Annotated in this window: 21 protein-coding genes, 1 pseudogene and 2 riboswitches; all 22 genes and pseudogenes read right to left on the bottom strand. The window is 33.4% G+C overall.

From position 1 onward, the window contains the following. Positions 1-30: 30 nt before the first annotated feature. Positions 31-122: riboswitch (cyclic di-GMP riboswitch) on the bottom strand. Positions 123-337: 215 nt separating this feature from the next. After that, positions 338-721 (bottom strand): hypothetical protein, encoded by a 384-nt coding sequence (locus EUBREC_RS02665; protein ID WP_012741508.1) that lies wholly within the window; start codon positions 719-721, stop codon positions 338-340. 3 nt (positions 722-724) lie between these two features. Then, positions 725-1,234: a hypothetical protein gene (locus tag EUBREC_RS16840; protein WP_041253852.1), complete on the bottom strand. Its 510-nt coding sequence runs from the start codon at positions 1,232-1,234 to the stop codon at positions 725-727. A 75-nt stretch (positions 1,235-1,309) separates the two neighbouring features. Further along, positions 1,310-1,624 carry a hypothetical protein gene (locus EUBREC_RS17660; protein ID WP_012741506.1) on the bottom strand — a complete coding sequence of 105 codons (315 nt, stop codon included), beginning with the start codon at positions 1,622-1,624 and terminating at the stop codon, positions 1,310-1,312. A 16-nt stretch (positions 1,625-1,640) separates the two neighbouring features. Further along, positions 1,641-2,027, bottom strand: a complete 387-nt coding sequence (locus EUBREC_RS02650) for a hypothetical protein (protein WP_080515323.1) — start codon at positions 2,025-2,027, stop codon at positions 1,641-1,643. Between the two features lie 61 nt (positions 2,028-2,088). After that, positions 2,089-2,180, bottom strand: a riboswitch (cyclic di-GMP riboswitch). A gap of 75 nt (positions 2,181-2,255) precedes the next feature. Beyond that, entirely contained in the window at positions 2,256-2,639 is a 384-nt protein-coding gene (locus EUBREC_RS02645; RefSeq protein WP_012741504.1) for a hypothetical protein, read from the bottom strand. A 31-nt stretch (positions 2,640-2,670) separates the two neighbouring features. Next, on the bottom strand, positions 2,671-3,114 hold the full coding sequence (locus EUBREC_RS02640) for a hypothetical protein (protein ID WP_012741503.1): 444 nt from the start codon (positions 3,112-3,114) through the stop codon (positions 2,671-2,673). A 56-nt stretch (positions 3,115-3,170) separates the two neighbouring features. Further along, the gene (locus EUBREC_RS17885; RefSeq protein ID WP_012741502.1) at positions 3,171-3,323 is read right to left on the bottom strand and encodes a hypothetical protein; all 153 of its coding nucleotides are present in this window, start codon (positions 3,321-3,323) and stop codon (positions 3,171-3,173) included. 101 nt (positions 3,324-3,424) lie between these two features. Next, positions 3,425-3,523 (bottom strand): annotated as a pseudogene (locus tag EUBREC_RS18350) (hypothetical protein); the annotation flags it as partial. A 62-nt stretch (positions 3,524-3,585) separates the two neighbouring features. Then, positions 3,586-3,969, bottom strand: coding sequence for a hypothetical protein (locus EUBREC_RS02635; protein WP_012741501.1), 384 nt, complete (start codon positions 3,967-3,969; stop codon positions 3,586-3,588). A gap of 15 nt (positions 3,970-3,984) precedes the next feature. Then, on the bottom strand, positions 3,985-4,410 hold the full coding sequence (locus EUBREC_RS02630) for a hypothetical protein (protein WP_012741500.1): 426 nt from the start codon (positions 4,408-4,410) through the stop codon (positions 3,985-3,987). A 292-nt stretch (positions 4,411-4,702) separates the two neighbouring features. Continuing rightward, the gene (locus tag EUBREC_RS02625; RefSeq protein ID WP_012741499.1) at positions 4,703-5,074 is read right to left on the bottom strand and encodes a hypothetical protein; all 372 of its coding nucleotides are present in this window, start codon (positions 5,072-5,074) and stop codon (positions 4,703-4,705) included. Position 5,075: 1 nt separating this feature from the next. After that, positions 5,076-5,387, bottom strand: a complete 312-nt coding sequence (locus EUBREC_RS02620; RefSeq protein ID WP_138305274.1) for a hypothetical protein — start codon at positions 5,385-5,387, stop codon at positions 5,076-5,078. A gap of 1,078 nt (positions 5,388-6,465) precedes the next feature. Then, on the bottom strand, positions 6,466-6,909 hold the full coding sequence (locus EUBREC_RS16540) for a hypothetical protein (RefSeq protein ID WP_148207796.1): 444 nt from the start codon (positions 6,907-6,909) through the stop codon (positions 6,466-6,468). A gap of 247 nt (positions 6,910-7,156) precedes the next feature. Then, positions 7,157-7,633 carry a hypothetical protein gene (locus EUBREC_RS02610; RefSeq protein ID WP_012741495.1) on the bottom strand — a complete coding sequence of 159 codons (477 nt, stop codon included), beginning with the start codon at positions 7,631-7,633 and terminating at the stop codon, positions 7,157-7,159. Next, positions 7,630-8,106, bottom strand: a complete 477-nt coding sequence (locus EUBREC_RS02605; RefSeq protein WP_041253850.1) for a hypothetical protein — start codon at positions 8,104-8,106, stop codon at positions 7,630-7,632. Before EUBREC_RS02605 ends, EUBREC_RS02610 begins: the two co-directional genes overlap by 4 nt. 24 nt (positions 8,107-8,130) lie before the next feature. Then, on the bottom strand, positions 8,131-8,544 hold the full coding sequence (locus tag EUBREC_RS02600) for a hypothetical protein (protein ID WP_012741493.1): 414 nt from the start codon (positions 8,542-8,544) through the stop codon (positions 8,131-8,133). Continuing rightward, entirely contained in the window at positions 8,531-9,160 is a 630-nt protein-coding gene (locus EUBREC_RS02595; RefSeq protein ID WP_012741492.1) for a hypothetical protein, read from the bottom strand. Before EUBREC_RS02595 ends, EUBREC_RS02600 begins: the two co-directional genes overlap by 14 nt. 283 nt (positions 9,161-9,443) lie before the next feature. Further along, entirely contained in the window at positions 9,444-10,013 is a 570-nt protein-coding gene (locus EUBREC_RS02590) for a hypothetical protein (RefSeq protein ID WP_012741491.1), read from the bottom strand. Next, positions 10,006-11,802, bottom strand: coding sequence for a glycohydrolase toxin TNT-related protein (locus EUBREC_RS02585; RefSeq protein ID WP_012741490.1), 1,797 nt, complete (start codon positions 11,800-11,802; stop codon positions 10,006-10,008). The genes EUBREC_RS02590 and EUBREC_RS02585 overlap by 8 nt, the downstream gene beginning before the upstream one ends. Before the next feature lie 5 nt (positions 11,803-11,807). After that, entirely contained in the window at positions 11,808-12,155 is a 348-nt protein-coding gene (locus EUBREC_RS02580) for a hypothetical protein (protein ID WP_012741489.1), read from the bottom strand. Beyond that, entirely contained in the window at positions 12,148-12,789 is a 642-nt protein-coding gene (locus tag EUBREC_RS02575; protein WP_012741488.1) for a DUF5081 family protein, read from the bottom strand. Before EUBREC_RS02575 ends, EUBREC_RS02580 begins: the two co-directional genes overlap by 8 nt. Continuing rightward, a complete protein-coding gene (locus EUBREC_RS02570; RefSeq protein ID WP_012741487.1) occupies positions 12,789-13,109 on the bottom strand; it encodes a hypothetical protein in 321 nt (106 codons plus the stop codon). Before EUBREC_RS02570 ends, EUBREC_RS02575 begins: the two co-directional genes overlap by 1 nt. Positions 13,110-13,140 lie beyond the last annotated feature (31 nt).

Below are 13,140 nucleotides of genomic sequence, written 5' to 3'. Positions count from 1 at the left end.
AAAAAGGCTGCAGCGTCCGATATTACCGGATGTTGCAGCCGATCTGTCATTACATAAATGTTACTCCGTGTTAGACTCTAGCTTTGCGACCTTACGTTTCCATAAGTGTGCCCTTTTATACACAATATTTTATCGTATTTGCATTTTTATGTCAATTTTTAGGTTAGTAATGTTTTATCATATATTTTCCTTATATGGTGTCCACTTCTGAACAATACAATCTACATCTTTTAATTCTACATACTTATATTGCTATTTTTCCTAATGTTTTCATTTTATTACCTTCTATTCATCATTTTTCAAGTTTTCCCGTGCAGTATGCATTATTTTGATTCAATCATACTTCTATTTTCTTTTTTTCTTGAACTACTTCTATTTTATCCTTGGCAATTTCTTTCTCATACAAGTACTTATCTGTTCTATTCAATCCAAGTATATCAGCAATTTTTCTATCACCTGTACCTACAAAAAAAGTATCTTTCAACTCTTTCCTAATACTAACCTTATAACCATTAATCAAACCATAAGTTCTACACTCATATGCTTCTTGAATTTCATTTGGCGAAATTATTTTACTATATACTCCGCTATTATATTCATCAACAAACGTTGCATCTATTATTTCGCGATTTGTTGTAATTATTATTAAGTTTCCATCATTATCCTCATTTAATTCGTACTCATTTCCATTATATACACAAAATTCACCATTTTTTATCATTTTCTATTTTCCTTTCACTTCTACAAAATGTTTACCATCAAATATTGCAACAACAGTATCTTTTCCATTAACAACTTTATGTAATTCCGCACCTTTCTTAGGTTTTACATATTCACCACTTAAAGACCACTCGGGTATAATTTGCCCATTCCTTGCACCTGTAAATCCATTTAATGTACAAGGAGGACCATCTGTATTTGTTCCACCGAATATTTCCCCATATGGTGTCTTTATTTTTTCTGCATCTGTTGTCTTGAATTTAATATATGCATAAGTATCTCCACCTTCCGGATACGGTCTTACTCCATCACCTGTTACATAATCAAGTCGCGACGACTCCACAACATTATCATATCCTTTTATGTGTGATACATCATCATATCTTGCCACATAACCGCCAATTGTAGACCAGCCATCTTCTCCTATATACTTGTCTATATCCGAAGCCGGTATTGTCTTTTGAATATAAGTGTTAGCATCTATCTTTGGAACTGCCTCGCGTATTGCCTTCATCTGTGCGATTTGCTCCTTTGTTAAATCCTTTACATCCGTCAATCTTAACTTATTAATTTCCCGTGAATGGTGGTGTCATCTTTGTAACCCCAAGGCTCCTGCTACTTTACAATCTGCTGTTCCCACAAAATAATATTCTTGATTTTCTTTTTCTACATTAACTTTATAATTGTTTATTACTGCATATGTTGCATATCTGTACAACTCTTCTATTTCTTCTAATGAAACTTTTTTACTATAAACACCACTTCCGTATTTATCTATAAATGTTGAGTCGATTATTTTATCATTTTTAGTAAGGATAATTGTATTTCCATCACTATCCTTATTTACCTTAAATTCATTTCCATTATATATACAAAATCTACCGTTTTTTATCGTTCTTCCCATAATTACAATACACTTATTATATTTTTTCTTTTAATACTTCAATTTCCGCCTCATTTTTATTAATCCATTTTTGATACATCCCCTTATCTATGCACTCCATCCCTAAACGAATCCACTCTTGGTAATCACCCTTCATTGTTAATATTAAAATTTGTTTTTCCGTTTCATCAACTACTATAAACTTATATCCTTCATAAACAGCATATGTTTTTTTATCATATATTTCCTCAATTTCATCTTTTTGAACATACTTTATATATATTCTATTATTTCCAATCTCTTTTTCTACAAACCCCTCTTTTTTACTAGCATCATCCTCTGACCGCAAAACAATTCTACCATCTTTTTTAATTCCAGCAGAGTATTCGATTCCTTTGTAAATTGCAAAAGTAATATTTCTCATTTTTCCTCCCTTTAGGTAAAATTTTATATACAAAAAGGCTGCAGCGTCCGATATTACCGGATGTTGCAGCCGATCTGTCATTACATAAATGTTACTCCGTGTTAGACTCTAGCTTTGCGACCTTACGTTTCCATAAGTGTGCCCTTTTATATGCAAAATTTTATCGTATTTGCATTTTTATGTCAATTTTTAGGTTGGTAATGTTTTATTACAATTTAATTGTTCACGTTATAATTCTATCTTCTCTTTTTTCTCTATAATCTCCACATCTTGTTTTGGAAATTTTCCCTCATAATAATATTTGTCACATCTTTGTAACCCTAGAGCTTCTGCTACTTTACAATCTGCTGTTCCAACAAAATAATATTCTTCATTTTCTTTTTCTACATTAACTCTACTCCCCTTTATAACTCCATAAGTTTGACAATCATATGCCTTTCCAATTTCATTTGGCAAAATCACCTTACTATACACTCCACTATTATATTTATCAACAAATGTTTCATCAATTATTGCTCGATTTGTTGTAATTATAATTAAGTTTCCATCGCTATCCTCATTTAATTCGTACTCATTATCATTATATATACAAAATTCACCATTTTTTATCATTTTCTATTTTCCTTTCACTTCTTTAAAATGTTTACCATCGAATATTGCAACAACAGAATGTTAATCCCTGTTGTTTTAACACTTCTCCCAAATTTTTATTTGCAAAGCTAGAATTTGTTGTTTCATCCAACACATCCCCGATTTTTTTAACCTCAGCATCACTCAGCGTCTTTGCCCCAATCTCTATCCCATCTGCATTTTTAAATAACAACTTATTTCCCGAAATACTTACCGTGATTCCTGCTGCAAGACTCAGCATCATTGTTATAGGCACCGGCCAGTCAAAGGTTTCTCCCAGTGCTCCCACACCACAGGCTGCTGTATTTCCCGCAAAGTCTATCAGAGCTGTTTTTCCAAATGCCTTAAGTCCTTCTTTTAACCCCATTTCCGAGAACTTTGTTGCTGCAATGGCGCCTCCAAGCGTAACCAAATCCACCATTGCAAAATTCTCTACACTTCCATTGGTATATGCCATATGAAGCCCATTTCCGTCCGCCTTTCCGTCAGAAGTTCCAATAAGATCTGCAAAAGTCAGCTTTGCTTTTCCCTAGATGTATAGTCAATTCCCAGGTCAATTTCATCTAAAATAGTATCACAGGTCTGCAGTGCCTCGTCCACATCCATCATTATATCATACACATACATACAATTTAAATAGCTTACACCTTTTTCACTCCAATCCATGTATGCTTTTTTATTTCTTCTTCCATACTCATAAATCTGATACTTTAGATAAACACTGGGGTTGTAGAGGGTTTTACCCCACCATTACCCTTGAAGAGCCATTATAATCTACTTTTTACTTGCGTTAGTACGCTCCAATACACTTCCATATCACTATCCTCAAGATTATTTACGCTATCTTCTCCTCCTAGAAACAACGGAACTTTATAACCAGCACATGCAAAAGTTTTAGCTTATCGTGATTCCAAAAGAATAATCTTAATTAAAAATACATAATATCAATACTGCTTACATTGCTTCTAGCATCATAATCTGATGATATTTTTCCCCAGCTATATTCCATCTGCTGATTAATACCTAATTCATTTAATATATCATCGTGTAATATTTTTCTTTTATCCTCATCTTTTTCCGAAAACTCTTTATCACAACATATCAAAGACATCATATATATCTTCCCATTCCTAAAGAATAAACTTACAATATATTTCCTATTATCAATGATTTGTTGTTCATCTAAATAAAAAATTCTCAACCCATCTTGATTCTTATAGAATCTTGTGTTTTTAAACTGTTCAAATGAAAAGCCAGGAAAAATTATTAGCTTATCTGATATTTTAAAAAATCCATTGCTGATATCTAGCATTATTAGCTTCCTCCCTTACTTATTTAATTTAATATTACCAACAGGAGGTAATATCCCTTTATCAATCAAATCTTGAACATCAGGAACATAATATTGTGGCAATCCTCCTTTTCCAAATTGCGGATTTGCGTTTGTTATTCCATATGCACTCGCAACATCCTCATTAAATATATAGCCTTGCATTTCTCCTCTATAGCCATGTATAGGATTTTTCTCCACCTGCAACCCTTCAAATAATTTCGTTGCATCTCTGCCAGACTGTTCAATTGCATCTAAAGTTGTAAAATACTCCGTTCCATTCGGTTCTCCTCGATATAAAACAGTACCCTTTTCAACGGTAATATCAACATAGTCATCTATACCTGGATATTTTCCTGTTCCTTGCCAACTCCTTGCAATTTCAGAAGGTGTCTTACTACCAATCTGGTATGCTAAACACATAGGAATCAAAGCAGTCTTTTTCTATCTATTGCTTTTCTTTTATTCCTATTTCACAATTATCCTGTAATAGATAGAGGTGTGCGTCACCACTCTTGAAGCACTTGTGACTTCGTTCATTGAGACTGCTCCCTCTGCTTTGCAGGATTTTGCGTATTAGCTGGATGTTGGCAGCATATGTGCTGTACTTCGTATATCTAACCAGATTGTAACCCGCATTGAAGTGAGGATTACGGGATAGTAAACCTTATGAACCTAAGAAGTTCTGTTAAATGTCTGGTAGTGAGACTAGGATTTAAGCCTGCCCGTGGGGAGGCTTAGTTGTGATGCAATCTTTTACAAAATCTTCATAAGATGAATATAATTGAAAGATTGCCATATTCTTTGATTCTAGTGCTCTTTCTGAACTCCAATAAATAATTGAAATTCCATTATTCTGATAATATAGACATAAATAATCATCATCTAAAATAGCAAACGGAATGACATCATAATCAAATAAATTTTCCTGTTCTTTATATACTTCTAACATTTCGTCCATTGGAATAACTACAAAGTTTTCCGTTACACCATCAATTAATATATCCAGTATCCTTTGGGTTGCAATGATTGATTTTATTTCTTTAGGAATAATTCTATTCAGAGCTATTTCAATTGCATATTTCATTTCAATTACCTCCAACCAACGGAAATTGGCTCATTCTAATGGTCTTCTTACCTTGCGTATTTAATGGAATAAACACTCTGTGTGTACCAGTTGGTGTATCACTCGTACTAATATTAAAAAGGTACTCTTTCTTGTATATCATTACATTTTGATCTTTATTATAAATTACTTCATCCAGCTTCATAATAGTATCTTCACACAATTTTCCAACATTAACAGCCTTTCCATATTGAGTTTTTTTAGGTGTAGATACAGTATCAGGATCATACATGTGTTTTCGTGAATGAATTGAAATGTAATCCGAAGCATCCAATCCCCCATTTTCTTTAAAAAACTCTGTATTTTCTATTGACTTCCCATAGCTGGTCTTGACATAAACTCTTTACCCTTATAATTATCCAAGCCGATGCCTCTCTTTTGAAAAATAAATACACTTCCCAAAGCCGACTGTTTCATCTGCTTAAAATTCTACCACATATTTGAAATTTGCTCTACATATTTTCCATTACTGGCATTCTGTACTCTGTACCGTTTTTTAGCATTCCATGGTTTGAGATTGCAGGAGATTATCCATCATTGTCTAAGTTGTCTGTATTTATGAGACCCAGCGAATTGTTAGTAACCTGTCTCTGAATGTCATAATTCATCTTGAAGTGAAACTGAATTGCCATCAAATCTTGAAAAACACTTATCTTCCTTAGGTTTTAGTGTACATTCTAACAGTTCTGTGCTATAAAAATGAGCAAACAGATATTCTTCTCATACCACCACAATATGAAGAAAACTAATATAAAATCTCGTATCGAAATAATAATGCAGGGTTCTATGCTTCTTACATAAATTCAGATAAAATAAGGTTTTCTAGCACCTATAAAAACATCAGTTCCGTGGAGCAACTATATTTCTCCATTAGCAGAAATGCAGATACTGTATAGTTTTCCAGAAAAGGCTAAAAACTTTGTCCGACACTTTGGTCTGAGTACAACGATTTCATCATTATACAGAAATGCATCTCTTAAAATTATCAGTATAACGAAGAAAATCTGTAAATGGATTACCGCTTTTTAGAGACCATTTTTTATGTCTGAAATACCGCTTGTAATACTGACTTTTATAAAATATCCTTACCATTTATAAAAATACCTTCACAGAAAAACGCACCCTTTCGCAACATTTTGTTACTAAGAGTGCGTTCCATCAGCATGTCATTTTTCAATGTTCGTTCGTATACCCAACTCGGCAAAATTTCGCTAGCGTCTATTAATTAACATCATGGATTCTTAATTGCTTCTGGGCAGCCATGATGGTTAATTATTAGACGTGCAGGAGTTATAGGTTGTTGGGAGTCCGAAAGAATAAACATATAAATAACCAAGCATCCTCTTTCAACACTACTTTTTTAAATTAGAAAGCATTTTCTCTGCTTTATCCATTTCGCCTAATAAAGGATTCATATAATCACTAAACGCATCTAAATAAGCTCTACACCCACCACTAATCATAATTTTACTAATATCTTCATTACTTGATATAATTTCTTCAGCTTTCATATATCTATCATATAATGTTTTTAGAATAGGTCTGTTAGGCTCAAGTATTATACGTTGTTCCAACAATTCAATTACTTTTCTAACCTGTTTTTTTATTTCAATTACATTTTCATCCATAGCTGGTCTCCCCACATCTTCTACACTGTCTTCTGTTGTTTTTCTTACTACTTCAACATCAGACTTTACCGTCTTATTTCGTATCCTTAATATCCCATTATAATCTATCTTATTCGACTGAATAAGTTCTTCTATCTTCCGCACTGCTCTAAGTTCTGCCTCTATCATTCCCGCAGTACTTCCACTTTCCAGAAAATGCAGATACACCTCTGCTTCTTTTGCCGATACCAAATCTGTTAAATTTGAATAATTCCCTTCCTCTATCGTCTGACCAATCCTCTTAAGCTCATCATTATTCAGTGTCCTAGTCCCTATCTCTATCCCCTCTGCATTTTTAAGTAACAGCTTATTCCCGGAAATACTTACCGTACATGATTCATTAGCATTAATAGAAATCTATCTTCTTTGCCATCTCCTATTCAATAATATTAAAGTCGTACTTCTTGCAATAGTAATTATTAAAATTTTCAATATTTTTCCATGGATTCTTTTTTGTCATTCCATTCTTATATGTAACACTTTCCTGCAATTGTTCCTTTTTTTCATTTAGTGCTGTTCTTATCTTCTCTGCAATTATTTTTCTGTCTAATGTAAAAGTCGCTTTATTTCTTTCTTCCTGAAAAATACAAGCATCAAAGTATAACACTGCTATATAAACATCACCGGCATCTCCTAATAATAATTTTTCAAGTCCTGTTGTAAAAATCTTTTCAATATTTTCAATCTTTTTAATCTGCTTATAAAAACACTCTACTAACACAGATGTGATATCTGTTGGAAAAATATCTGGTGAAAATTCTGACACTATAACTTCATATTCTTTTTCTCCACGTAATAACTGTAAAACCTCATTTTTTTCAATTGCAGTATTAATTAAAACATCATAGTTCATAATTTTCCTTTTTTTATTTGTGAAATCGCTCCTAATACATGATTCATTAGCATTAATAGAAATCTATCTTCTTTACTATCCCCTTCTAATTCCTTAAAATAAATACCCTTTTTGGTTTTTAGATACACCCTTACATTTTTGCTTTCGTAATACTCTATGTTCTCGGTTTTTTCCATACTGCCCAGTACCTGATGGCTACTTATAAGTACAGATTGCATGGCTTTCATTACTTCTGCATTTTTCTCTAAATCTACCATAACATTTCCGCTCCCATGGTAAATATGCGTATTAAGTCCAAAAACCAGTGCTAACGTTTGTGTTTGAAAACCAATAATATTACTTTTTAATGGTATATCAAACACTGCTATATACACCTGCTCATCGTTGTCCAAACTTAAATTCATATCCCGATATGAATATCTTAAAACCCGTTCTCTTAATGTTAAGTATCTTTCTGAGACCTTGTTTTCCATTTATATACCTCCATAGTCAGTCTTTTATTGACTTCTTTTTACTCTTTTTATTCTTTTTACTCCTTGCTTATTCTTAATATAAACTTTATCATCCTTGTATATATACAAATCAAAGTCATTTTCTCTTAATACTTCTTTTAATAAACAAATAACCTCATGTATATTATCTTGACTTAAACCACTTTCGTATTTTTTTATTCTACTTAAAGGAGTCGAAGCCTTTTCTTTATCCTCTATGGTAACATTAAATGTTCGCATCTCATTTTCTATAGTAATAATATAATTTAATGGAACATACTCATAAGATAAAATAAAACTTCCCATATGTTGAAATGCACAAGTTTTTACTCGCTGTTTCATATCTGTTCCAAACATATCTTTTATACTTTTTTCAAATGTATTAACATATAACTCGTAAAATTCGCTATTGAACAGCACGCCATATATCTCCTTCCTTCACAAAATGATATCCATGCTTTTCTAAATACTGAAGCTCTTTAGAATAAAATGAGGTACCATCAATAAATTCTTCTGGATTTGCAGACAAGTATATTTCTCTACCAGATGCAATTTGAATATCTAAAAATTTTTCATTTATTTTCCAAATTTCATTATCATCATATTTAGCAGCAAGTTCATCCCAATTATCCAACTGAAAATACTGTGCTCCCATTTGTTCTGCAACTTTATTATAAGATTTATCTGTTGGTATAAGATTTCCATTTGCATCATAAACAAAATTTTCATTTGCATCTTTTAAAGCGTCGAATTTACCCAATACAACTGTATCAGCTTTATCTGCCCCCTGAATTGCATTAAAGGCTATTTCTTCTGCCTCTTCACTTGAAAGAATTTCCGTTCTGGTATTTTTTTCTATCTCCTTTTCAACAATCTTAATTTCATCATCGCTCAGCGTCTTCGACCCAATCTCTATCCCATCTGCATTTTTAAACAGCAATTTATTTCCCGAAATACTTACCGTGATTCCTGCTGCAAGACTCAGCATCATTGTTATAGGCACCGGCCAGTCAAAGGTTTCTCCCAGTGCTCCCACATCACAGGTTGCATTTCCTAATATCCATAAAACTATATCCTGTCTATAGTTCTATCTTCTCTTTTTCCTCTATAATCTCCACGTCTTGCTTAAGGAGTTTTTCACAAAATAATATTCTTCATTTTTTCTACATTAGCTTTAATGTTTTTTATAATTCCATACGTTCTACACCTATATAACTCTCACCGTAATTTCTATTGCAACTCCAACATTATCGTTATCATTACTGCCCAGTTAGAGGCAAACATATTAACAACATCGTTTTCTTGTATTCATAACATTACTAAAACATATATGCATTTACAATATCATTTTCATCAATACTTAATAGTTTTAACACTTCCTTATACTTATTACAAAAGTCTATAATTTTTTGATAATTTTTACAATAGTTAAAAGCTGCTACAAAGGCTCTACTTAATGACGCTTTTTCAACTATTTTGTTGTCATTAAAAATAACATTGGCTTTTTCATCCTCTTTTATAATACATATCTTGTTTATTTGAAAGAAGCCTTCACTAAATATGTTTGTAAATTCATCAAAACATTGGTTTACAAATTTTATATCATTTTCATTAACTGCTTTACGCAATTCTCTTACTTTTTCTCGATCTATAATTTTATCATTTAACTTCTTGTAACTTACTATTCCAAATATAACTGCCTTTTCATAATTATCCGTTGTATACTTTACTTTTTTGCTACCGCGATGATTTTCATTAACAACATATACATCGTTTTCATTGACTATAGAAATATAGTTTTCTAGGTCTACTTTTCCTTTCATCTCTGTAATTATCTTGTTTTCTATTTTTAAATTTTCTTTATTCAATACGTGTTGTGCATTACTCAATTACAATCTCTCCTTTATTTACCAACTCTGTGACATCTTCTATTATACCTGTTTCTTCCAACTCTTTTATAGTATACTTTGATCCATCTGGCTTATAAACAACATACTGTTGTGCTCCTCCCTCACTTCCAAACCAAGGTGCAGCTTTTCCAGTTGTAAATTCATAATCTTCTACTAATTGATAATAATGAATTTCTGCCCCTTCACTATGAGGTGCTAATGCCCTTGATTCAAACGAATCTACTGAGTTTCCTAAAAATTCTCCGTTATTAGCTCCATATCTCTTAAATAGTGTATCAGCGGGTATAACCTTTTTACACTTACTTCCTTCCTTAAAACCATCATTTGGTGGCCAATGAATTTCACCTGTTTTCTGATTATAATACTTAGGATTATCATAAATTTCTTTATATTTTATATACAATTCATCACTCGGTGTAAATTTCCATCCTTGAATCTTTTTCCTATCCTCACTACTAATCGAATTAACAATTTTATCCCATGTACTTTTTCCAATAAGTTTTAGTCTCTCATCCTCTGTTAGCTGTTCCCCTATTTTCCTAAGCATTACTCTTTCTTCTTCAGACAATGTTGAAACATCCCGTAATCGTAATGCATTAAATTCTTCCAACGTTACTCCCTTGTTTTTTAATATATTATTAAGGTCTTCGCTAACAAAATTTATATCTAGTCCTTCATCCAACACATCCCCGATTTTTTTAACCTCAGCATCACTCAGCGTCTTCGACCCAATCTCTATCCCATCTGCATTTTTAAATAACAACTTATTTCCCGAAATACTTACCGTGATTCCTGCTGCAAGACTCAGCATCATTGTTATAGGCACCGGCCAGTCAAAGGTTTCTCCCAGTGCTCCCACACCACAGGCTGCTGTATTTCCCGCAAAGTCTATCAGGGCTGTTTTTCCAAATGCCTTAAGTCCTTCTTTTAATCCCATTTCCGAGAACTTTGTTGCTGCAATGGCGCCTCCAAGCGTAACCAAATCCACCATTGCAAAGACCACCTTAAGTCCACGTTCCATGTCTGTCAGGTCTTCTCCGGTTATCAAATCTTCTCCGGTACATGCCTCTATGACAGGTTTGATAATTGTGATATCCAATACGGACGAAACAAAGTTTAAAAATGGGTTACTGCTGTCATGGGTAAATTCTCCCTGCCTATAAAACTGCTCCAAAAATTCCTGTTGGGTAAGATTATTGTCTTCTCCCAAAGCTCCGGATGCTTTCATTGCCTCATACTGTGCTGCAAAAATACTTGCAAAATCTTCTACACTTCCATTGGTATACGATATATGAAGCCCATTTCCATCCGCCTTTCCGTCAGAAGTTCCAATAAAATCTGCAAAAGTCAGCTTTGCTTTTTCCTGTTCTACCATGGTTCCGGCATATCCCATTCCGCCGGTTATGTAATTGTTTTCTGTCAGTCCCAGTGTATTATCTACCTCAAAGTCTTCCAGATGGATTCGGCTGATTGTTTCTGTAGCATTTTTCTTGAAATCTTTCTTTAAAGGCTGATCCAGCTTATCATCCACGTAACAATTTAAGACATCAATATAACGGTGAAGGGTTCCATGCCCCTCTAAAAGCCTGTCAATATCCTTTTCCCTAGATGTATAGTCAATTCCCAGGTCAATTTCATCTAAAATTGTATCACAGGTCTGCAGTGCCTCGTCCACATCCATCATTGTATCATACACATACATACAATTTAAATAGCTTACACCTTTTTCACTCCAATCCATGTATGCTTTTTTTATTTCTTCTTCCATAACTTTTATTCATTTCCTCCAATTTGTCCAATGACCCATTCCACAACCTGCTGTTCATTATAATACATAGTATTATAAGCATTTTGAATGTACGTTCCTGCCGCCTGATACAAAAATGTCATTTTCTGCATATTACTGGCTAGGGATTTAAAAAATGCAAGCATCTCCTCTCTGGCCTCCCCCTGATATGTATCCTCTGATTCTATATTTTGTACACACTGTTCACTATAGGTATATGCCTCCAAAATCTTTGCCTGGATATTTCCCAATTCACTTATATAATCCAAAACACCGGCACCTATTTTTATTTCTTCTGAGGATCCGCTGCAGGCCGTATCTACGCTACTACGCATAATTTTTTACCTCCTCATCAATTGCCAGAAGTCTCAGTAATTCTCTTCTTACCTGTACTGCATCCACTTCTCTTTTTATCTGCCGATTCAGGTCATACTCAAATATCCGATTATTCTTCCAATAATAAAGCCATTCTTTTGTTAATGCATTATCCTGAAATTCTCCTATCATGATATTCTCTTTGCAGTCTTTTACTTCTCTTAAAAAAGAATCAATGTCTTGCAGCTGTAAAAGCTCCTTTTCTGATACTGTTCCAGTCTGTAATACCGGATATATTTTCAATAATAAATATAAGACAGCGACTCTCGGCAGCCGTAACATCTCATATTCTCTATTTTTCAAGGGAATGATCACTATCGCCTCTCTTTGTTCCAAAAGTGCAATATGTAAATAATTTATAATAATATGATTCCGACTTTCCTTATAACATTCCAACGCTCTTGCCGGAAAAAATCCCATTTTCGTCAATTCCGTTTCAGATGCAAGCACACCCTTTTCTATCAGTCCATTTATAGTTTTTTTAACTTCCTCTTCATGACCTTTCTGTGGTCGGAACTTTAACGGAATTCCAAATACATCATTTCCTTTTGTAATACTATTAAAAAACACCATTTCATGCTCCGTAAATCTCATTACATGTCCTCCATATCCTTATACTCCTGAAATTCATCATAAAAATCATCTACTCTGTCACCATGAGATTTTAATGCATCGATTGCCTGCTGCACCGGATTGTCACCGTTAGCCTTTGAAAAACTTTTATGATATTGTTGCATCAGCCCCATATATGCCATAAAAGTAGTTTCTTCTTTCCCCTTCCACAATTTATCACTCTCAATACGCGACATAAGCCGGGTCAATTCATCGTAGGAATCATCTATTCTTTCCTTTATTGCTTTCATGTTAGTCAGCAGTTCATTCATATTGCTTCCTGACATTTTAAAATCCTGCATACATTCTCCTTTCCCATAACTAACTAATCAA

Origin of the sequence: Agathobacter rectalis ATCC 33656, assembly GCF_000020605.1 — a bacterium.
GTDB lineage: Bacteria > Bacillota > Clostridia > Lachnospirales > Lachnospiraceae > Roseburia > Roseburia rectalis.
The sequence above is the reverse complement of the archived record's forward strand: the minus strand, read 5'-3'. Positions and strand labels throughout refer to the sequence as shown.

Excerpts from the sequence above, each read along its gene's own strand:
- EUBREC_RS02585 (WP_012741490.1), bottom strand. The coding sequence starts at position 11,802 with ATGGAAGAAGAAATAAAAAAAGCATACATGGATTGGAGTGAAAAAGGT.
- EUBREC_RS02665 (WP_012741508.1), bottom strand. The coding sequence starts at position 721 with ATGATAAAAAATGGTGAATTTTGTGTATATAATGGAAATGAGTACGAA.
- EUBREC_RS02645 (WP_012741504.1), bottom strand. The coding sequence starts at position 2,639 with ATGATAAAAAATGGTGAATTTTGTATATATAATGATAATGAGTACGAA.
- EUBREC_RS02650 (WP_080515323.1), bottom strand. The coding sequence starts at position 2,027 with ATGAGAAATATTACTTTTGCAATTTACAAAGGAATCGAATACTCTGCT.
- EUBREC_RS02625 (WP_012741499.1), bottom strand. The coding sequence starts at position 5,074 with ATGAAATATGCAATTGAAATAGCTCTGAATAGAATTATTCCTAAAGAA.
- EUBREC_RS02605 (WP_041253850.1), bottom strand. The coding sequence starts at position 8,106 with ATGGAAAACAAGGTCTCAGAAAGATACTTAACATTAAGAGAACGGGTT.
- EUBREC_RS16540 (WP_148207796.1), bottom strand. The coding sequence starts at position 6,909 with ATGATAGAGGCAGAACTTAGAGCAGTGCGGAAGATAGAAGAACTTATT.
- EUBREC_RS02610 (WP_012741495.1), bottom strand. The coding sequence starts at position 7,633 with ATGAACTATGATGTTTTAATTAATACTGCAATTGAAAAAAATGAGGTT.
- EUBREC_RS16840 (WP_041253852.1), bottom strand. The coding sequence starts at position 1,234 with ATGAAGGCAATACGCGAGGCAGTTCCAAAGATAGATGCTAACACTTAT.
- EUBREC_RS02640 (WP_012741503.1), bottom strand. The coding sequence starts at position 3,114 with ATGGCATATACCAATGGAAGTGTAGAGAATTTTGCAATGGTGGATTTG.
- EUBREC_RS02575 (WP_012741488.1), bottom strand. The coding sequence starts at position 12,789 with ATGAGATTTACGGAGCATGAAATGGTGTTTTTTAATAGTATTACAAAA.
- EUBREC_RS02570 (WP_012741487.1), bottom strand. The coding sequence starts at position 13,109 with ATGCAGGATTTTAAAATGTCAGGAAGCAATATGAATGAACTGCTGACT.
- EUBREC_RS02630 (WP_012741500.1), bottom strand. The coding sequence starts at position 4,410 with ATGTGTTTAGCATACCAGATTGGTAGTAAGACACCTTCTGAAATTGCA.
- EUBREC_RS02635 (WP_012741501.1), bottom strand. The coding sequence starts at position 3,969 with ATGCTAGATATCAGCAATGGATTTTTTAAAATATCAGATAAGCTAATA.
- EUBREC_RS17660 (WP_012741506.1), bottom strand. The coding sequence starts at position 1,624 with ATGGGAAGAACGATAAAAAACGGTAGATTTTGTATATATAATGGAAAT.
- EUBREC_RS17885 (WP_012741502.1), bottom strand. The coding sequence starts at position 3,323 with ATGGATTGGAGTGAAAAAGGTGTAAGCTATTTAAATTGTATGTATGTG.
- EUBREC_RS02580 (WP_012741489.1), bottom strand. The coding sequence starts at position 12,155 with ATGCGTAGTAGCGTAGATACGGCCTGCAGCGGATCCTCAGAAGAAATA.